The sequence below is a fragment of the Saccharopolyspora elongata genome (genome assembly GCF_004348985.1).
Classification (GTDB): domain Bacteria; phylum Actinomycetota; class Actinomycetes; order Mycobacteriales; family Pseudonocardiaceae; genus Saccharopolyspora; species Saccharopolyspora elongata.
The window spans coordinates 18,668-38,341 of record NZ_SMKW01000038.1 but is presented as its reverse complement, the minus strand read 5'-3'; the positions used below and the strand labels follow the sequence as shown (position 1 = coordinate 38,341).

15 protein-coding genes are annotated in these 19,674 nt (G+C 70.9%); 5 read left to right on the top strand and 10 right to left on the bottom strand.

Features of this window, described 5'->3' with window-relative positions; translation table 11 throughout:
• Positions 1-333 precede the first annotated feature (333 nt).
• From E1288_RS26050 to E1288_RS26035, 4 genes are all read right to left on the bottom strand, one after another.
• Positions 334-2,658, bottom strand: a complete 2,325-nt coding sequence (locus tag E1288_RS26050) for an oxidoreductase (protein ID WP_235883805.1) — start codon at positions 2,656-2,658, stop codon at positions 334-336.
• Positions 2,659-3,067: 409 nt separating this feature from the next.
• Positions 3,068-3,832, bottom strand: coding sequence for an amino acid ABC transporter ATP-binding protein (locus E1288_RS26045; RefSeq protein ID WP_132489460.1), 765 nt, complete (start codon positions 3,830-3,832; stop codon positions 3,068-3,070).
• The gene (locus E1288_RS26040; RefSeq protein ID WP_132489458.1) at positions 3,829-4,662 is read right to left on the bottom strand and encodes an amino acid ABC transporter permease; all 834 of its coding nucleotides are present in this window, start codon (positions 4,660-4,662) and stop codon (positions 3,829-3,831) included. Before E1288_RS26040 ends, E1288_RS26045 begins: the two co-directional genes overlap by 4 nt.
• A gap of 87 nt (positions 4,663-4,749) precedes the next feature.
• Positions 4,750-5,538: a basic amino acid ABC transporter substrate-binding protein gene (locus tag E1288_RS26035; protein ID WP_165968263.1), complete on the bottom strand. Its 789-nt coding sequence runs from the start codon at positions 5,536-5,538 to the stop codon at positions 4,750-4,752.
• Between the two features lie 482 nt (positions 5,539-6,020).
• Here E1288_RS26035 and E1288_RS26030 point away from each other — a divergent pair, with 482 nt between their 5' ends.
• The gene (locus E1288_RS26030) at positions 6,021-6,800 is read left to right on the top strand and encodes an endonuclease/exonuclease/phosphatase family protein (RefSeq protein ID WP_132489456.1); all 780 of its coding nucleotides are present in this window, start codon (positions 6,021-6,023) and stop codon (positions 6,798-6,800) included.
• Between the two features lie 56 nt (positions 6,801-6,856).
• Here the strand turns inward: E1288_RS26030 and E1288_RS26025 are convergent, their stop codons facing one another.
• The 4 genes from E1288_RS26025 to E1288_RS26005 form a co-directional block, all read right to left on the bottom strand.
• The gene (locus E1288_RS26025) at positions 6,857-8,926 is read right to left on the bottom strand and encodes a VanW family protein (protein WP_132489454.1); all 2,070 of its coding nucleotides are present in this window, start codon (positions 8,924-8,926) and stop codon (positions 6,857-6,859) included.
• 81 nt (positions 8,927-9,007) lie between these two features.
• Complete coding sequence (locus E1288_RS26020) at positions 9,008-9,328, bottom strand: GroES family chaperonin (protein ID WP_093260968.1); 321 nt, start codon at positions 9,326-9,328, stop codon at positions 9,008-9,010.
• Between the two features lie 239 nt (positions 9,329-9,567).
• Entirely contained in the window at positions 9,568-11,421 is a 1,854-nt protein-coding gene (locus E1288_RS26015) for an NHL domain-containing thioredoxin family protein (RefSeq protein WP_132489452.1), read from the bottom strand.
• A 243-nt stretch (positions 11,422-11,664) separates the two neighbouring features.
• On the bottom strand, positions 11,665-12,078 hold the full coding sequence (locus tag E1288_RS26005) for a hypothetical protein (protein ID WP_132489450.1): 414 nt from the start codon (positions 12,076-12,078) through the stop codon (positions 11,665-11,667).
• Between the two features lie 687 nt (positions 12,079-12,765).
• Here E1288_RS26005 and E1288_RS26000 point away from each other — a divergent pair.
• A complete protein-coding gene (locus E1288_RS26000) occupies positions 12,766-12,981 on the top strand; it encodes a hypothetical protein (protein WP_132489448.1) in 216 nt (71 codons plus the stop codon).
• Here the strand turns inward: E1288_RS26000 and E1288_RS25995 are convergent.
• Positions 12,968-14,158 carry an ATP-binding protein gene (locus tag E1288_RS25995; protein ID WP_132489446.1) on the bottom strand — a complete coding sequence of 397 codons (1,191 nt, stop codon included), beginning with the start codon at positions 14,156-14,158 and terminating at the stop codon, positions 12,968-12,970. The two genes, E1288_RS26000 and E1288_RS25995, sit on opposite strands and share 14 nt — an antisense overlap.
• Before the next feature lie 195 nt (positions 14,159-14,353).
• Between E1288_RS25995 and E1288_RS25990 the strand changes: the two genes are divergently transcribed.
• Positions 14,354-15,658, top strand: a complete 1,305-nt coding sequence (locus E1288_RS25990; RefSeq protein WP_132489444.1) for a CoA transferase — start codon at positions 14,354-14,356, stop codon at positions 15,656-15,658.
• Positions 15,659-15,951: 293 nt separating this feature from the next.
• Here the strand turns inward: E1288_RS25990 and E1288_RS25985 are convergent, their stop codons facing one another.
• A complete protein-coding gene (locus E1288_RS25985) occupies positions 15,952-17,229 on the bottom strand; it encodes an acetyl-CoA C-acetyltransferase (protein ID WP_132489442.1) in 1,278 nt (425 codons plus the stop codon).
• Between the two features lie 108 nt (positions 17,230-17,337).
• Here E1288_RS25985 and E1288_RS25980 point away from each other — a divergent pair, with 108 nt between their 5' ends.
• Complete coding sequence (locus tag E1288_RS25980; protein WP_132489440.1) at positions 17,338-18,675, top strand: 3-oxoacyl-ACP reductase; 1,338 nt, start codon at positions 17,338-17,340, stop codon at positions 18,673-18,675.
• A gap of 33 nt (positions 18,676-18,708) precedes the next feature.
• Positions 18,709-19,635, top strand: a complete 927-nt coding sequence (locus E1288_RS25975) for a MaoC/PaaZ C-terminal domain-containing protein (protein ID WP_132489438.1) — start codon at positions 18,709-18,711, stop codon at positions 19,633-19,635.
• Positions 19,636-19,674 lie beyond the last annotated feature (39 nt).

Sequence of the window (19,674 nt, the reverse complement as noted above, 5' to 3'; positions counted from 1 at the left end):
GGCCTCCTGCATGAGCTGGGCACTGGCCAGCTTGATCTAGCACGGCAAGATCGTCACGGCGCGAGAATTCACCCGATCGTCGAGCGCCCCAACGTGTCCTGCCGCAATTTCAATGGAAATCGAAGGCCCGATTTCCATTGAAATTGCGGACCCCGAGGGGCACGGCCACCCAGGGGCGGTCCTGGAACTGCCTGAGAAGGTCGTTTCAGGAGGGCGTGCGGGCACGCGTGAGGCGTGGGCGCCCGGATCGCTGGGCGCCGGTTTCGCGCGAAAACGGCACTCCGCGTGAGGGCTGGGCGCCGGTTTCGCGCGAAACCGGCGCTGAAACGGTCCCTAGAGCTCTCGGTGGAGGGCTCTGGTGATGCCCGCCGCGACCGTGGTCGCGAGGATCCAGCCCGAGGCGATCAACACCACCGTGATCCACTGCGAATTGCCGTGCGCCTGCCACATCACGTCGTGACCGAGGTTGATGATCGGCACCAACTGGTCCACTGTGTACAGGAACGGGTTCCACACCGGGTGGTCTTCCTCGTTGATCGGGACCAGCGGGTGGTGGTCGAACCAGGTGGTGCCCGCCGCGGTCAGCAGCACCAGCCAGATCAGGGCGCGCAGCGGGCGGTAGCCGTAACTGACCGTGATCAGCTGCAGCATGCTCCACAACCGCACCGGCCACCGGAACGCGGGCCGGGTCGCGGCCGCGATCGCCTGGTAGCGGCGACGCTGCTTCTCGATCAGCACCAGCACCGCGTGCTCTTCGTTGCCGTTGCCGCGGAAGACCCGCGCCAGCTGGTCGTACGGCCCGGGCTGGTAGCGGCCGCCCGAGTTGTCGCGCAGCCAGCCGAGCCGCTCCCGCACCGCGGCCTGATCCGTCGGCTCGATGGTGGTGGTGAAGCTGTCGTACCCGAAGTCCTCGACGTCGACGCCGCCTGACGCCGCCCACAGCGACGCGCTGTCCGCAAGCAGCTCGCACTGCGCCTGCCGCAGCATGATCCGGCCCTGCGGTGCGGTCTCCGGAACCAGCGTGAGCTCCTGCGCCACCAGGCCGAAGGCGTTGATCGCGTTGCGGCTGGTGCCGTCGCCGAGCCGGCAGCCCCAGAAGTTCGCCTGCCGCCCGATCTCGGCGCGCCGCAGCTGCACCTCGCCCTCGGCGAGGAACGGCCGGCTGCCCGCCGCGCACACCAGGTCGCGCGCGATGCGCGCCGCGCGCAGGTCCAGGGAGGACTTGTAGGACATCCGGTGGCGATGCCACGCGGGCTTGGTCAGGTGCGCCGAGCGCAGGTCGACGTTGGCGCCGATCTGGGCACCCTGCAGCTGGATCGAGCCGACGACGTCGGTATCCCGGCAGTCCAGGTTGCTGCCGACCACGAGCCGGCTGGCCTGCAGCACGTCGGTGCGCGGGCCGTGCAGGCACGCCTTGTTCAGCTGGAAGCTGCCGTGCACCCGGACGTCGATCATCCGCACCTGGCCGTACAGCTCGACCCGCGACGCCTCCAGGTTGCCGAGGATCTCGGTGCCGTCGATGTGCACCGAGCGCAGCGGCTGCTCGACCGACGCCTTCTTGGAGCGCGACCAGCTCAGGTCGATGTGCGCGCCGGACATCCGCAGGTCGCCGCCGACCTTCGCGCTCACCATCCGGATGGTGCCGCCGCTGCGGAAGCCCTGGTCGATCTGCACGTCGCCGCGGATGTCGCCGCGGTCGATGACGAGCGTGCTGGTCGGGTCGTCGTACTGGGATTCGCCGCGCTGCGAGGGCGCGACGCCCGGTTCCAGCACCGCGTCGCGCAGCCGCAGGTCGCCGAAGATGTGCGCGCTGGGCAGGAACATCAGCCCGGCGACGGTGAACGGCCGACGCGTGAGCGGGTCGACGTCGCAGCGCAGGCTGCCGCCGATCTGGATCCCGTTGGCGTTCAACGCGTATCGGCCCCGGTTGCGCAGCGCCCCGCCGGAGAGCGTGAGGTTGCCGCCGACCTTCGCGCCGGGGATGCGGATCTCGCCCGCCACCTGCAGCCGCAACCCGAGCAGCGCACCGGAGACGGACAGCCGGTCGCCGTAGATCGCGCGGCCGCCGGGATTGCGCAGCTCGCTGTCGTTGAGCAGCAGGGAACCGCCGAGCTGGGCGTCGGCGAGGTCGACGATGCCGCCGATGCTCGTGCAGTTGCGCAGCACGGTGTCGTTGCTGGTGTTGAGGTTTCGGGCGTCCATGCCGGGGAACCGGCAGTGCCAGAGCACCAGGCCGGCGATGTTCGCCTGCCGCAGGTCGGGCGCGTGCTCGAACCGGCAGCGGACGAATTCCAGCAGGTACGGCAGGTCGGTGGCGCGCAGGTCCAGGTGCCCGGTGATCACCGCGTCCTCGACGGCGATGACCTGCTGCTGGCCGCCGCTGCGCCGGGAGAACGGCCGCCAGCCGGGTTCCTCCAGCGACTCGACCAGCCGGCGGGCGAGGTACTCGCCGCGGATCTCGCGGTCCTGGGAGTGCCGCACGGCGTGCACGTCCAGCGGCGGGACGGCGCCCGGGGTCACGCGGTCGGCTCTTCCCTGCCGGAGCAGTTCCTCGAACCGCTGCTCCGCAGCGGTGAGCGGACCGTTGCTATCCCACGGCTTGACGACCGGCACCCTCGCCCCCGACCTAGTCCCCGACCAGCTGATCAACTTGATCACCCGAAAAGGTAGTCGATCAACTACCTGTAGAGGTTGTCTTTGAAGCGGCGCAGCCGCTTGGCCCACCTACGCAACTCGCACCGCCGCGGGTTCTCAGTGCCCACCCCCCGGGGTTCTCCCAGCGAGGACAGCCCCGACGCGACGTATTGGACATACGTGTGTCGGGGATCCCGGAGTCGAGAAGGGCTCTGAGGTTCCGCCACCCGCACCGCTACGCAGAACGAGCCTGGAACATCCTCTATAGAACTCCGACGTGTGATCACAAGGCTTGGTTGCGATGCGCTGCGGAGTGCAGCCGGATGGCCTATTCGGTTCCACGTGAAACCTCGGCTCGGCCTGGAACGAGCGAACGGCCCGTTCACCTCGCGGTACGAGGTGAACGGGCCGTTCGCGCAATCCTGCCTTCAGATCACTCCGGGGCGGGGTGGGTGTGGGTCGGGTCGAGGACGCGGGCGAGGAAGGTGCGGGTGCGCTCCTCCTTCGGCGCGCCGATCACCTCGGCCGGCGGACCCTGCTCGATGATCCCGCCGCCGTCCATGAACAGCACCCGGTCGGCCACATCGCGAGCGAACTGCATCTCGTGGGTGACCACGAGCATCGTCATGCCCTCGTCGGCGAGCTGTCGCATCACGCCGAGCACGTCGCCGACCAGCTCCGGGTCCAGCGCCGATGTCGGCTCGTCGAACAGCATGACCTTCGGGTTCATCGACAGCGCCCGCGCGATCGCGACCCGCTGCTGCTGGCCGCCGGAGAGCTGCGCGGGCATGGCGTCGGCCTTCTCCGACAGCCCGACCCGCTCCAGGTTCTCGCGCGCGATCTTCTCCGCCGTCGCCTTGTCCCGGCCCAGCACCTTGCGCTGCGCCACGGTCAGGTTGTCCAGCACGTGCAGGTGCGCGAACAGGTTGAACTGCTGGAACACCATGCCGATGTGCCGGCGGGCGCCGTCCAGATCGGTGTCCGGGTCGGTGAGGTCGGTGCCGTCCACCACGACCTTGCCCCCGGTCGGCTCCTCCAGCAGGTTCACGCAGCGCAGCAGGGTGGACTTGCCGGAGCCGGACGGGCCGATGACGCAGACGACCTCGCCGCGCGCCACCTCCAGGTCGATGCCGCGCAGCACCTCCAGGGAGCCGAACGACTTGCTCAGCCCGTTGATCTCGATCATCACGTCGCTCATGCCTTGGCCCCCTTGGTCCGCGCCCCGCCGCCGTACTTGCGCTCCAGCAGGTCCGAAATCCGGGACAGCGGAATGGTGATGATCAGGTAGCACAGCCCGGCCACCAGCAGCGGCGTGAGCGATGCGTACTCGTTCAGCGCCGCCCGGCCGAACTTCGCCAGCTCGTACTCGTTGGCGGCCAGGCCGAGAAGGTAGACCAGCGACGAGTCCTTGGTCAGCAGGATCAGCTCGTTGGTCAGCGGCGGCAGGATGATCCGCAACGCCTGCGGCATCACCACGGTGAGCATGGTGCGGGTCGGCGACATGCCCAGCGAGCGGGCCGCCTCGATCTGCCCCTTCGGCACCGCCTGGACGCCGGCGCGGATGGTCTCGGCCATGTAGGCGGCGCCGACCAGACCGAGCGCCAGCATCACGGTGGAGTAGATGTCGAACCGCAGCTGGAAGGCGATCGGCACGCCGAAGCCCAGCGCGATGAACACCAGCAGCGCGGGCAGGCCGCGGAACAGCTCGATGTAGCCGGTGGCGATCCACCGGTACGGGCCGACCGGCGACATCTTCATCAACGCCAGCACGATGCCCAGCCCGAGGCCGAACCCGAAGCCGAGCGCGGTGTAGATGATGGTGTTGACCAGCGCCGTGGTGATCACGGCGGGGAACTGCGCGATCGCCACGTCGACGTTGAAGAACGCCCGCGCGATGGAGCCCCAGTCCGCGACCACGGCCACCACGATGGCGACCACGATCAGCACGGCGTACTGGATGCCGCGGTTGAGCCGGGCCTTCTGCCGCCGGCCCAGCCCCGACTTGGGCCGCTCGGTGTCGGTTGTCATGAAGTCTCCTGATCAGTGTTCGGGGCCGGCGGTGGAGCACCCGCCGACCCCGTCCGTTGGCATTGGAGCGCTATGCCCCGCAGGCGATCACTGCGGCTTCTTGCCGAACCACTTCTCGTAGATCTTGTCGTACTCGCCGTTTTCCTTGAGCTTCTTCAGCGCGGCGTTGACCCGGTCCTTCAGCGCCGTGTTGCCCGTCGCCATGCCGATGCCGTACTGGTCACCAGTGGTGAACTCGTTGGTGATCTCGACCTCGGGGTTGTTCTTGACGAAGTCCGCGAGCACGCTGTTGTCGTTGATCGCCGCCTCGACCTGGCCCGTCTGCACCGCGGTCACCGAAAGCGGCAGGTCCTCGAACTGGATGACCTCGTACCCGTTGGCGCCCTTGTTGTCGTTCGCGTACTGCTCACCGGTGGTGGACAGCTGCACGCCGAGCTTCTTGCCGCGCAGGTCCGCGAGGCTGCGGATGCCCGAGCCCTTCTTGGTCAGCAGCGCCTGAGTTGCCTCGAAGTAGGGGTCGGAGAAGTCGAAGTTCTCCTCGCGGGTGGGCGTGATGCTCATGGCCGCGGCGGCCACGTCGCAGCGCCGCGTGTTGAGGTCCTCACCGGACTGGATGCCCTCGAACGGGGTGTCCACGATCTCCTGCGTCAGGCCCATGTCCTTGGCGATCGCGTCGACCAGGTCGACGTCGAAGCCGACGATCTTGTTCCCTTCGTGGAACTGGAAGGGCTTGTAGTCCATGTGCGTGCAGGTCGTCAGGATCCCCGGCTTGATCACCTCCACGCCGCCGTCCGCCGTGCCACCACCGCCGGTGGTGGACTCGGCACAGCCCGCCGCGACAGCGGTGGCCAGGGCCAGAGCGGGCAGCAGAGCCATCGCTCGTAGTGTTCTGCGACGCGCCACGATGTCACTCCTAGTAGGTGAGAACGCGAGTGTTCGAATGGTGCCACTCGTTCGGGCGTAATCCCAATGCCGAGTGTTGCGAAGCCATCAAGTTTTCGGTCCGCGCCCGGTCCCGGGTCGGCCGGCGATCGGAAACCTGCCAGCGGACCGGGGCGAAGACGAAAGATCTTCCGCCGAACCTCCCCTGTTCGTGCGGGTTGTCGCCCGCTACTGCCGAATGGCACTCAGTCTCATGTGGTGTGTGCCACTGGTCAACAGGGAGTGCTCGACGGGCTCCGGAACGCGCTCGCGAGGCGCCTGCGGACGATCACTGCTCGTACACGCAATGTGTCCGGACGGGTGCACTTGACGAGAAGTCGCCACTACCCCATCCGGCGGTCGAGCGGATATTCGCTGGTGAGCAGACTTTCGACGGGTGCCGAGCCCGCGGCGCCTAGAGCCCTGAGGAGGTCCCGATGAAGCGTGCCGGCCTGCGCCGATCGGCCGCGCTGTGGATCGCAGCGGCATTGGCCGCGCTCGCCGCCGTCGCCGTCCCGGTCGCCCAGGCGCAGACCACGGCGGCCCAGCCGTTCACCGTGCTCCAGCTCAACCTCTGCAACAGCGGCTTCGCCGACTGCTACGCGGAGGGCAAGTCGGTCGACTCGGCGATCGCCGCGATCCAGCAGCGCCGACCGGACGTGGTGACGATCAACGAGGTCTGCGCCCCGGACATCACCCGCATGACGCACGAAACGGGCTACCGCTGGGCGTTCGCCCCGGTCGGTGACAAGGCGACCGGCAGCCCGTTCGCCTGCAAGGACGGGCGCGGCGACTACGGCGTCGCCATCCTGACCAACCCCGATCTCGGGGCCGCGGGCGAGGCGGTCGAGCGGCAGTACGCCGCGCAGGACGGCGGCAACGAGCAGCGGGTGCTGCTGTGCGTGCCGTACTCCAAGGTCGCCGCGTGCACCACGCACCTGTCCGCGAGCGACGGCCAGGTCGCGGCCGAGCAGTGCCGGGAGCTCTCCGGCGTCGCGACCGCGCTCGGCGCCGAGTCGGTGATCGGCGGAGACCTGAACCTGGTCGCCGGCGGCAACCCCGACGTGCAGGGCTGCGTGCCCGCCGGCTGGTACCGCACGGACGACGGCAGCGTGCAGCACGTGCTGGCGATGGACGTGTTCCGGTTGGAGCACGCCGAAACGATCCCGATCGACGGCACCGACCACCCCGGCCTGCTCGTCGCGACCACCCGCTGAAACGCGAGAGCGGTCGCCCCGGGAGACCGGGACGACCGCTCATCGGCGACTCGCCGTCAGCGCGGCGGGGCGGGCGGTCCGCCCGGCGGCGCGCCGCAGTGGATGATCGGCTGCGGGTTGTAGACGGTGTGCTGGGTCTCGGTGCGCACCTGGCCGGTGGTCACGTCCTTGATGGTCCGGGTGTCGTTCACCGAGAAGCCCGGCGTGCCCTTGCTCGGGCTGCACGGCTCGCCCGGCGGCACGACCTTCTCCTGCGGCTGCGTGGGGTTGGTCCGCTCGCCGGTCTGCGAGGACACGTCGAACTGCTTGGTGCCCCACAGCGTCACCGTGATCGACGACGGAGTCCAGCGGGTGGTGATCATGATCCCGCTCTTGGCGACGTTCTTGAACTTGACGTCGATGATGCTCGCGCCGCTGGGGCTCTGGAACACGGTGGCCTCGCGGCCCGCCGGGTAGCGGCTGATGTAGTAGCTGTGCGCCTTGTGCTCGACGTTCTGCATGCCGGCGAAGTACGAGGCGTTGTACAGCGTCGTGGCGAACTGCGAGATGCCGCCGCCGACAGCGCGGCCCGGGCGGCCGTTCTCGATGATCCCGGACTCGACGTAGCCCTGCGGAATCCCGCGCGGCCCGGTGTGCCCGTTGAGGCTGAAGACCTCGCCCGGCTTGATGATCGCGCCGTTGACCTGCTCGGCGGTCCGCCGGATGTTCACCCCGGACGCGGCCTCGAACCCGTTGGTGGTGAACTCGCCGACCACCTCGCGGATGCCCATCTGGTTGGCCTGCTCGGTGGTGAACTTGGCGGGTTCGTGCACGTAGATAGCCTGCACCGCGCGGTCCTGCGGCCTGCGGAGCACCTCGTCGATCCGCTCGAAGCTCTTGTTCCAGTCGACGCCGATGCCGTCGGTGGACGGCCGGACCACCGGCGCGCCGCCTTCCAGGACGATCTCGGCGTCCTTGCCGGGCTTGATCGTGTCGGCCAGCTGCGGTTCGACGCTGGCGATCGCGGCCGGCAGGTCCACGTGGGACTTCAGCCCGCCGGCGCCGTCCGACTCGAACCGCAGCGCCGCCGCGATCGCCGCGGGCGCCAGGGTCGCGTCCTTGCCTTGGCCGCGCACGGTCACCGGCGCGGACACCGCGGGCTGCGCCACCTCGCGCAGCGCCCGCTGCACGCCCTCGCTGGTCGTGCTGACCGGCTGCTCGGTGAAGGGCACCTGCACGGCGACGTCTTCCGCCCAGTGGGTGAGCACCTCGTCGGTGGCCCGCTGCACGTCGATGGTCTGCCCGGTGATCGGGTCGACGGCTACCGGCTTGGTGCCCTCGAACCGGATGGCGCCTTCGGCCGGGGCCCGGTCCAGCTGCGGCCGGACCTGCTCCAGCGCCTGGACCAGCTGCTCGCGGTCGCCGTGGCTGACCGGGGCGACCTCGCGCGTGGTGAACAGCGAGGCGATCCGGGTGAACGGGTTCAGCGGCTGGCTGCCCGCCTGCTGGACGGTCGCCGCCCAGTCCATCTGCAGCCCGGCCTGCTCCGGGTTGATCGTGGCGGTGCGGTCGCCGACCCGCAGCTCGACGGGCTCGTCGAGGCCCGGCCCGAGCTTCTCGCGGAGCTCCGTCTCGGCGGCGGTCTCGTCCAGGCCGCCGATGTCGACGCCGGCCACCACCGTGCCGCGCGGCACCTGGCCGCTGGTGAGGACTAGGTCGCCGACGTAGAGCAGCACCAGCGCGCCGACCACGGCGCCGGCGGCGATGCCGGCGCGGATCAGGCCGCGGCGCTTCTTATCGGCGTCGGACGGCGGCGGGGTCGCGGCGGCCCAGCCGCCGGACTGGGCGCCGACCTGCGGGATCGCCTGGGTCTCGCCGATGCGGAAGGTGGAGAAGTCGCCGGGCACCGCGGCGATCTGGGCGGTCCGCTCGGTGTCGGACTCCGGTGCCGGCTGCTGGGCTTGCGGCTTCGCGGCGCCCGACAGGTTGGGGCGGGTGCGTTCGTCGAAGTCGGCCTGCACCGGTGGGATCCGGGTGGTCTGCTCGACGCTCGTCTCCGGCTGGGCCTCGCCGGAACGTTCCGGGTCGGTGCGCATCCGTTCGGTCGACGGCTCGGCACCGCTTCGATGATCGTGGTTTTCCGGCACCGCTTCCCCTTCTCGTGTCGGTCGTGCGGTGGGGCGCGTGACGATATCGGCGGCCGGCTCCGCGAGGGAAGGCCGCGTCGACTACAGGTACAGCCCGGTGCCCTGTTCGGTGCGTTCGCTGGCCACGGCGTGCAGGTCCCGCTCCCGCATCACGAGGTAGGCCTGGCCCTGGACCTCGACCTCGAACTGCTCGTCGGGGTTGAACAACACCTGGTCGCCGACCTTCACCGTGCGCACGTGACTGCCCACGCCGAAGACCTCGCCCCACAGCAGCCGCTTGGCCACCTGGGCGGTCGCCGGAATCACGATGCCGCCGCTGCTGCGGCGTTCACCGGATTCCGGGGAGATGCGCACCATGACCCGGTCGTGCAGCATCTGGATTTCGAGCTTGGCATCGGTCACCCGAAAAGTTTACTTGCCGCCGCCGGGCGACCAACCGGCCAGGGCACAGCTTTCCCGCCCCGCCACGGCGGATCCACCGGTGCCACCAACGGTTTCCGCTGGTCAAGTACTCGTGAGCGGTTTGGAGTGCCATAGCGCTCCAAACCGCGCACGAGCATCTACCTGCGGAAATGCGAGCACGCGCCGTGCCCGGCGGCCCCTGTCAACACCCGGTGCGGTGGCCCACCGGGGCCGCGAGATCACGCCTCGGCGTCAAGGCCGCCCATCACCAGCGGCAACCGCTTCGGCCCGGCTACCGCGATCTTGATCGGCACGCCCCAGTCCTGCCTGGTCAGGCGGCAGGCCGGGTGCTCGACCGACGGGTCGTCGTCGCAGCTGGCGGCCTGCGCCACCACGTGCAGCACGCCCTGCTCGATGCCCTCGGCCAGCACCAGGCGACGCGTCAGATCGGTGCCCACGCCGGCGCCTTCGACCAGCAGTTCCGCCGGCGACGAGGTGATCTCCAGCCGGGTCGACGGCCCGTAGCGCTCGTCCAGCTTGGTGCCCGGCGGCGGCGTGAACACCACGGCGAGCTCGACCGCGCCGCTGCCGATTTCCGTGGCCGGCCGCTTGACCTGCTGCGACGCCCCCTCGACGAGGCGCGCCGCGACGCCCGGCGGGACCGGCCGCTCGAGCCGGTGCGCGGCGGAGGCGACCACGACGAGCTCCCCGTCCACCACGGCCGCGCCGGAGGGCTCCGCGACGTCGGTGGCCAGCGTCGACACCTCGCCGGTCGCCGGCTCGTAGCGTCGGACGGCGCCGTTGTAGGTGTCGCAGACCGCGACCGAGCCGTCGGGCAGGACCGCGACGCCGAGCGGGTGCTGGAGCAGCGCCTTCTCGGCGGGGCCGTCGGCGTGGCCGAAGTCGAACAGCCCGGTGCCGACGGCCGTGCGCACCTCGAAACCATCGCCCGTGGCCTCGACCCAGCGCAGCGCGGAGGTCTCGGAGTCGGCCAGCCAGAGCCGATCGCCGCCGTCGGCCAGCCCGGACGGCTGCGCGAAGAACGCCTCGTCGGCCGCGCCGTCGCGGAGGCCCTCGACCGTCGTCCCGGCGAACCGCCGGAGCTGGCCCGGGACCGGGTCGAACAGGCCGAGCGTGTGGTTGCCCGCCATCGCGATCACCACGCCGCCGGCCGGTTCCCACCAGGCGACGTCCCAGGGGCTGGTCAGCGGCGTCTCCAGGGCGGATCCGCCGTCGGCGCCGTCGCGCCACTGCTCGCCGGTCCCGGCCAGGGTGGTGACCTCGCCGTCCGCGAGCCGGACGCCGCGCAGCAGGTGGTTGACGGTGTCGGCGACCACGACGTCGTAGCCGACCCGCTCGGCGACGTGTTGCGGCAGAAGCGCGAGACCGGCGGGTTCGGAGAACTCGGCGGCAGCGCCGTCCGCGCGACCGCGCCGACCAGCGCCGATGCGGCGCACCACGGTCTCGCCGTCGGCGGCGAACTCGACCAGCGAGTGGTTCGCGGAGTCCGACACCAGCAGGTTCCCGCTCGGCAGGGCGATGACCTTGCCGGGGAAGCGGAGCGTGGTCTCGGGCGCCTCCGGCGGCACGTAAGGGCCGTTCCCCCGGTGCAGCGTGCCCTTGGCCTCGTGCTCGGCGATGATCTCGGTGATCACGCTGCGCAGGGCCTCGACGTGCCCCTCACCAGCGGCGACGTGCACGACGTAGCCCTCGGGGTCGACGACGACCAGCGTCGGCCAGGCCTTGACCGCGTAGTTCTGCCAGGTGGTCAGCTCCGGGTCGTCGAGCACCGGGTGGTGCACGGCGTAGCGCTCGACGGCGGCGACCAGCGCATCCGGATCGGCCTCGTGCTCGAACTTCGGCGAGTGCACGCCGACGGTGACGACCTCCTCGGCGAACTCGGCCTCCAAGGGTCGCAGCTCGTCGAGCACGTGCAAGCAGTTGATGCAGCAGAACGTCCAGAAGTCCAGGACGAGGACCTTGCCGCGGAAGTCGGCAAGCTTGAGGTCCTCGCCGCCGGTGTTCAGCCACTGGCGGCCGATCAGCTCGGGGGCGCGGACACGGGCACGGCGTTTCTGCTGCTCAGCACTCACGTCCGCAGTCAACAACACACCGCCGCGCGGTGTTCCGACGGGTGGCTCTCCCGAGTCGATCGTCACGGTTCCGAATCGACTGCGTCTTGCACTCCTTCGGGCAGTGCTGCTTCCACGTTCCGAATAGCTGCGGACTGGCGCGAGCGCGCGCGAAGCGAGCTCGATGGCACGGCCGCGGTACTGCGGGAAACCCTCGCGACTCTGGTCACCTGACGCGCACATCTCAGCCCGGGCGGAGACCGGTCAGCCCCGGGTCCAGGAGGGCCACCACAGCTGGACGTGGTCGGCGCACTCGCCGAGCTGGGCCGGCTCGGCCCAGTAGTAGTACACCGCCCCGACCTCCACGTAGAACGCCACCGCGACGACCAGCGCGATACCGGCGACGGCCGCCGTCCGCGGGTGCCGGAGCCGGCGCGCGGCGGAGCAGATCAGCGGGAAGGTCACCCCGAACACGACGATGTTGAGCACGAACAGCACCGGCACCGACAGCATCAGCGCGGCCCCGTAGCGCTCGGTGTCGGTGAGGCAGGCGGCCCACGCCGCGCCGACGACGAAGTACTCGGCCGCCGTCATGAGCGGCACGAGAATCGCAGCTGCGAGCAGGCCTGCGCCTTTCCCGGACCTGCGCTCGGGAGCGCGCTGCTGATCAGCACTCACGCCCGCAGTCAACAGCACACGGTCGCGCGGAGTGGGCGGATTGGACCAACCCGCCCGGCCACTGTCAGAGGCGGTTGCGATCGCGGACGTAGAAGGCCGTGGCCGCCAAGGTGGGGACCAGGGCGCCGACCAGGACGATGACGGCTTCCATTCGCGACTCCCTTCGCGCGCGACGACGGTTCACCGGGGGACCCGGGAATAACGCCGGGTTCGGCTGGTTTCAGGTGGTGGGGTGGGCGAGATGCCCGATACCGGCGGAGTGCCGGAATTGGAAAGCCCCGCGATGCTGCCAGGTCGGGGGTCCGACAGCACCGCGGGGTCATCCTGCATATCGACGCCCGACGGCTTCCCGTTACACACATGTCGACATGTGTCTCAGGTCACCCCGATCCGACCCGGATCAGCGACGCCATCGACCTTTATACAGCTCTCTAGCAACTGATCTAGATATGCCTAGAAAGACGTAGTGGCGGGTCGGCCCCACTAGAGGACATCTCCGGGAGAACGTCCGATGAGCTGCGGCGATCCACGCAGCACACTCCGAGGTGATCACCTCTCGGAAGGGGCCGACCGTGCGCGAACAACCCGCCGCCGTGCGGAACTCGATCCTGCTCTGGCTGATCGCCGTGGGCGCCGGCGTCCTCGAAACGCTGATCCACGTCGTCCAGGCGCCGTCCGGCCCACTGCGTGCTGGCCGTGCTGCTCGGCGGCATCGGGATGCTGAGCATGGTCGGGCCGCCGCTCGCCTCGGCGCTGACCGGCGGCGGGATCGCCCCACCCTCGGACGCCTGGCAGCTCGCCTTCGTCCTGGTCCGTGCGCTGCACGTGATCGCCGTGGCCGGCGCGCTGGTGGCGATGTTCCGGCCGAGCGCCAACCGGTTCTTCCGGGCTATTCCTGCGTGAGCAGGTAGCGGCCGAAGTGCGGGACGGTGAACGCGATCAGGCCGCGTTCACCCGAGTACACCAGGCCCTTCTTGATCAGGCTGTCGCGCGCCGGGGACAGCGAGGACGGGCGGCGCTCCAGGTACTCCGCGATGGACGCCGTCGGCGCCGGTTCGTCGCGGCCCTCGACGAGCTCCGCCATCGCCCGCAGGTACTCGCGCTCGGCGGGCGTGGCCCGCTCGTAGCGGGAGCCGAAGAAGCCGACCGCGAGCTCGGTCTCCGCCTCCGGCGCCGCCAGCCGGACGTCCTCGTCGCTGATCTCCGCGCGCACCGCCGCGTCCCAGGTCGCCTTGCCGTAGGACTGCACGAAGTACGGGTAGCCACCGGAGATCGTGAACAGGGCGTCCAGGGCGGCCGGGGTGATCTCGGCGTCCTCGCGCTCGATGGGGGCGACGACGGCGCGGTCGGCGTCCGAGCGGGCGAGCCGGTCGATCCGCACGTAGCGGAACAGCCGCTCGGAGTAGGACTTGCTCGCCGACAGCACGGCGGGCAGGTGCGGCAGCCCCGCGCCGACAACCACCAGCGGCGCGCCGGACTGGGACAGCTCGTGGCAGGCGGCGCACAGCGCCGAGACGTCGGCGGGCTGCACGTCCTGCATCTCGTCGATCAGCAGCGCGATGCCGGTGCCGACGTCCGCGGCCAGCTCGGCGACCTCGGTGAACAGCTCGACCAGGTCGATCTCGATGTCCCCGGAGTCGGCCCGGCCCTGGGCGGCGGGCACGTCGATGCCCGGCTGCCAGCGGTCCCGCAGCTTCGCGCCGTCCGGATTCGCCTTCAGCGCGAACGCCTTCAGGACGGCGAGCACCTCCTCGACGCGGTCCGGGGCGCGGTGCCGGACCGCGAGATCGCGGATCGCGCGGTGCAGCGCGCCGGACAGCGGGCGCCGCAGCCCGGCCTCCGGGCGGGCCTCCACCTTGCCCGCGCCCCAGCCGCGCTTGACCGCCATCGAACGCAGCTCGCCGAGCAGCACCGTCTTGCCGACACCACGCAGGCCGGTGAGCACGAGGCTGCGCTCCGGGCGACCGCGCGCGACTCGTTCGAGCACGACGCCGAAGGCGTCGACCTCGCGATCCCGGCCGGCCAGTTCGGGCGGCCGCTGTCCGGCGCCGGGGGCGAAGGGGTTGCGGACCGGGTCCATTCCTCGGACTTTATCCAGTCGTCTAGCGCTGATTCGATATTCGGCGAGAAACCGCGATGGGTGTGTTGGCGCCGGCTCGACGGATATTCGGTTGTCTAGGGAAATCGCTAGACCAAGCGATACTCCGGAATCCGGGGCCTGTGATCTTCGACTGGACCTGCTGCGGTGGCCGCTTCGAGCACCGAGGATCTGGCCATGGAGCCCTGGCTGAACCCGTTGTCGGAAGCGCTGGGAACACTCGGGGTCGATCGCGATCCCGCCGAGCTGGCCGTGACGGGCGACCTCGGGCACCTCGGATCGCGGCTGCCGGTGGAGGAGACCGCGATCGCCTGCGTCGGCGCGGCACTGCTCGCGGCGACCCGGCGACCCGTCGAGCTCGCGACCGGGCACGTCGCCGCCGCGATGCGCAGCGAGGCCCACCTCCGGCTCGACGGCGAGCCGCCGCTGGACGGCTTCGCGCCGATGTCGCGGTTCTGGCGGGCCGCGGACGGCTGGGTCCGCACGCACGGCAACTACCCCTGGCACCGCGAAGCGCTGGTGCGCGCGCTCGGCACGCCCGATGACGTCGAGGCCGTCGCGTCGGCGATCGGGGAACTCCCGGCGCGCGAGGTGGAATCACGCGTGGTCGAGGCCGGCGGGATCGCCGCCGCCGTGCGCACTCCGCAGGAATGGCTGGCCGAGCCGCCGGGGCGGGCCGTCGCGGCGCAGCCGCTCGTCGGGACGGACCGGGTCGGCGACGCCGCGCCGCGGAGTCGGGGAGACCGGATCCGGGTGCTCGACCTGACGCGGGTGATCGCCGGGCCGGTGTGCACACGCTTCCTCGCGGCGCTCGGCGCGGACGTGCTGCGAATCGACCCGCCGCACCGTCCGGAACGCCCTGGCAGCTACGACACGCTGCTCGGCAAGCGCACCGCCGTGCTCGACGCGGATGAGCCGGAAGGCCTTGCGCTGCTTCACGAACTGCTGGCCGGGGCCGATGTGCTCGTGCACGGCTACCGGCCGGGCGCGCTCCGCCGCTTCGGGCTCGGCGCCGAGGAGCTCGCCGAACGGCATCCGGGCCTGGTGGTGGTCTCTCTGTCGGCTTGGGGAACGGCCGGGCCGTGGGGCGAGCGGCGCGGTTTCGACAGCATCGTGCAGGCCGCCTCCGGAATCGCCACCGTTGAATCCACATCGGACGGACCGGGCGCGCTGCCCTGCCAGTTGCTCGACCACGGCACCGGCTACCTCTGCGCGGCGGCGGTGCTCGACGGCCTGCGGCGGCAGTCCGAGGCCGGCGGCACCTGGCTCCGCGAACTCTCCCTGGCCCGGACCGCGCACTGGCTCCTCGGTCGACCCCGCGCGGAACGACCGCCGGCCTCGGCGGACGCCGAACGCTGGCTGACCGGACTCGACTCCCCGGACGGCCGGATCACCGCGGTCGCCCCGCCCGGCCGGATCGACGGAAAAGCCCTGACCTGGCCCTTCATCCACGCCTACGGCACGGACGAACCCCGCTGGTGAAGCCCCGCGAAATCGCCCAATTTCGCCTAAAATCGGGAAACTCCAAGCCCGCCCGAGGATCCAAGCAGGCGTCCCAATTTTGCCTATGAGGTTCGCTTCGGAAATGGGTGCGGGCGCGTGTGAGACGTGCCCGCCAGGCACCGGCCCCTTCGGGGCGAGCTTGCCCCGCTGAGGGCTCCCAATTTTGCCTAAAATTGGGGACCACCAGGGCTTCTGCGCCGTTCCGGGGCGGGTGGGGTTCCGATTTTGCCTAAAATTGGGGGCTCTCGGTGCCCGGCGGGGTGGTGTCCGGGTCAGCGTTCGAGGATTGCCGTCATGCCCTGGCCGCCCGCCGCGCAGATGGAGATCAGGCCCCGGCCCGAGCCCTTCTCCGCGAGCAGCTTCGCCAGGGTCGCCACGATCCGGCCGCCCGTTGCCGCGAACGGGTGGCCCGCCGCCAGGGACGAGCCGTTGACGTTGAGCCTCGCCGGGTCGATCTCGCCCAGCGGCTCGGCCCGGCCGAGCCGGTCCTTGCAGAACTCCGGGTCCTGCCAGGCCTTCAGGGTCGCCAGCACCTGCGAGGCGAACGCCTCGTGCACCTCGTAGAAGTCGAAGTCGCCCAGCTCCAGGCCCGTCCGGTCGAGCAGCTTCGGCACCGCGTAGGCCGGGGCCATCAGCAGGCCGTCGTCGCCGCTGACGTGATCGACCGCGCCGGACACCACCTCGCCGAGGTAGGCCAGCACCGGCAGCCGCCGCTGCTCGGCCCACTCCTCGCTGGCCAGCAGCACGGTGGACGCGCCGTCGGTCAGCGGCGTCGAGTTGCCCGCGGTCATGGTCGCGCCCTCGCCGCGGCCGAACACCGGCTTGAGCTTGGCGAGCTTCTCCGCCGAGCTGTCCGGCCGCAGGTTCTGGTCGCGGGCCTGGCCCTGGAACGACGTGATCAGGTCGTCGAAGAAGCCGCGGTCGTAGGCGGCGGCGAGCCGCTGGTGGCTGCGCGCGGCCAGCTCGTCCTGCTCCTCGCGGCCGATGCCCCAGGCCAGCGCGGTCTTCGCGGCGTGCTCGCCCATCGAAAGCCCGGTGCGGGGCTCAGCGTTGCGCGGGATCTCCGGCACGACGTGCTGCGGCCGGACACCGGCCAGCGCCTTCAGCCGGCCGGCCGCGGACTTGGCGTGGTTGGCCCGCAGCAGGACGCGGCGCAGGTCCTCGTTGACCGCGATCGGCGCGTCGCTGGCCGAGTCGACGCCGCCGGCGATGCCGACGTCGAGCTGGCCGAGGGCGATCTTGTTCGCCACCGACACCACGCTCTCCAGCCCGGTCGCGCAGGCCATCTGCACGTCGTGGGCGGGGGTGCGCGGGTCGAGCCGGGAGCCCAGCACGGTCTCGCGCGCCAGGTTGAAGTCGCGGCTGTGCTTCAGCACCGCCCCGGCGACGAACTCGCCGAGCCGCTCGCCCTGCAGCCCGAACCGCGCGATCAGCCCGTCCAGGGCCGCGGTGAGCATGTCCTGGTTGGAGGCGTGGGCGTAGGGGCCGCCGGACCGGGCGAACGGAATCCGGTTGCCGCCGATGATCGCTACTCGCCGAACGGTGGCCATGGCCTGACTCCCTAGTTGATGCGATGCTCTCCCTGGCAACCTAACCTACCCGTGGGTAGGTTTGACGTCGAGCGAACTTCGCGCCCCCAAACCCGCGGGAGTGTCCACATGGCCGACCGGTACCAGCAGTTCACCCTGTCCCCGATCGGACGGCAGGTCGTCAAGCGGCTCGGCCTGCCCGCACCGACGCCGCTGCGCCGCTACCGCCCCGGCGATCCCGTGGTCAGCGGCCCGGTGCTGGTCGGCGCCGCGCCCGGTGGGCGGCTCGGCGACGCGATCGCGGCGACGATCGACGACGTTCACACCAAGGTCCACCAGACCCCGGCCGAAGGCGAACGCTACTCGGCGCTGATCTTCGACGCGACCGGCATCGAGAGCAGTGAACAACTACGCGAGCTGCGCGAGTTCTTCGGCCCGACGATCCGCCAGACCGACCGCTGCGGCCGGGTGATCGTGCTCGGCGCGCCGCCCGAAGAGCAGCGGGACCCACGCGCGCACACCGCGCAACGTGCTCTCGAAGGCTTCGTTCGCACGGCGGGCAAGGAGCTCAAGCGTGGCGCGACCGCGCAGCTGGTCTACGTCGCCAGGGGAGCAGAGGACGCGCTCGACTCGACGCTGCGGTTCCTGCTCTCGTCGAAGTCCGCGTACGTCTCCGGGCAGGTGGTCCGGGTCGGCCCGGCGGAGGTGCCGGAGGTCGACCGGGAAAGCCCGCTGCGCGACAAGATCGCCCTGGTCACCGGCGCATCGCGGGGTATCGGCGAGGCGATCGCGGAGACCCTCGCGCGCGATGGCGCGCACGTGGTGTGCCTGGACGTGCCCGCGCAGGGCGGCGACCTCGCCAAGGTCGCCAACCGGATCGGCGGCTCGACGCTGCAGCTGGACATCACCGCCGACGACGCGCCCAACCGGATCGCGGAGCACTTCGCGCAGCGCCACGGCGGGCTGGACGTCGTGGTGCACAACGCGGGCATCACGCGGGACAAGACGATCGGCCGGATGACGTCGCAGCAGTGGGACGCGGTGCTCGCGGTGAACCTGACCGCGCAGGAGCGGATCAACGAACTGCTGCTCGCCGACGGCTCCCCGCTGCGACCCGGCGGGCGGATCATCGGCGTCGCCTCGATCAGCGGCATCGCGGGCAACGTCGGGCAGGGCAACTACGCGGCGTCCAAGGCCGGCGTGATCGGGCACGTGCGATCCACCGCCGGGATCGCGGCGAGCCGCGGGGCCACCATCAACGCGGTCGCGCCGGGCTTCATCGAGACCAAGATGACCGCGGCCGTCCCGCTGTTCGTGCGCGAGGCGGGCCGCCGGATGAACAGCATGTCCCAGGGCGGGCTGCCGGTGGACGTCGCGGAGACCATCGCCTGGTTCGCCGACCCGGCGTCGGCCGGGGTGAACGGCAACGTGGTCCGGGTCTGCGGCCAGAGCCTCCTCGGCGCCTGATCCCCGAACCAGTCGACGGAACGGAAACCCGCGATGCCGGAACTGAGCACTGCACCGAAGCTTTCCGCGCTGTACCTCAAGGCGGTCGCGACCGGGCCGGCCCGGCGCGGCGACGGCCTGCCGGACACCGAGTACCTGCGGCGCGACATCGAGATCGACCGCGATCAGCTCGCCGAGTACAACCGGGTGTGCGGGTTCGGGCTGCGCGACGAGCTCCCGATCACCTACCCGCACGTGCTGTCGTTCCCGCTGTCGGTGCGGCTGATGACCGATCCCGGGTTCCCGTTCCCGCTGGTCGGGCTGGTGCACGTGGCCAACACGATCCGCCAGGAGTGCCCGCTGCTGGTCACCGACGTGCTGACGCAGCGGGTCCGGGTGGCCGACCTGCGCCCGCACCCGAAGGGGCGGCAGTTCGACGTCATCACCGAGACCAGCGCGGGCGGCGCGGTGGTGTGGCGGGAGACCAGCACCTACCTCCGGCGCGGCGGCGCGCCCGAGCAGGCGGAGCGCGGCGAGGCACAGGCGCGGGACGCAGCCGGGGAGCCGGCGAGGCAGCCAGGCGAGGCGACGCCCGAGCGCGACGAGGCGTCAGGGCAGCCGGCAGCGGCGGCGGAGCTGGGCGCGACGGGGGAGCCGACGGCGACCTGGCGGGTGCCGGGCGACACCGGGCGGCGGTACGCGGCGGTTTCCGGGGACCGCAACCCGATCCACCTGCATCCCCTGACCGCCAAGGCTTTCGGGTTCCCACGGGCGATCGCGCACGGCATGTGGTCGAAGGCCCGCTGCCTGGCGGCGTTCGCGGAGCGGCTGCCGGACGCGTACTCGGTCGACGTCGAGTTCCGCAAGCCGCTGCTGCTCCCATCCACAGCGGACTTCACGATGAGCAGGCAGGACACCGGCTGGAACTTCGCCCTCCACGCCCGCTCCGGCAAACCCCACCTGCTCGGCGAGGTCCGCTGAGACGAGGTGACCGCAGTTTCAATTGAAACTGCACCCCTT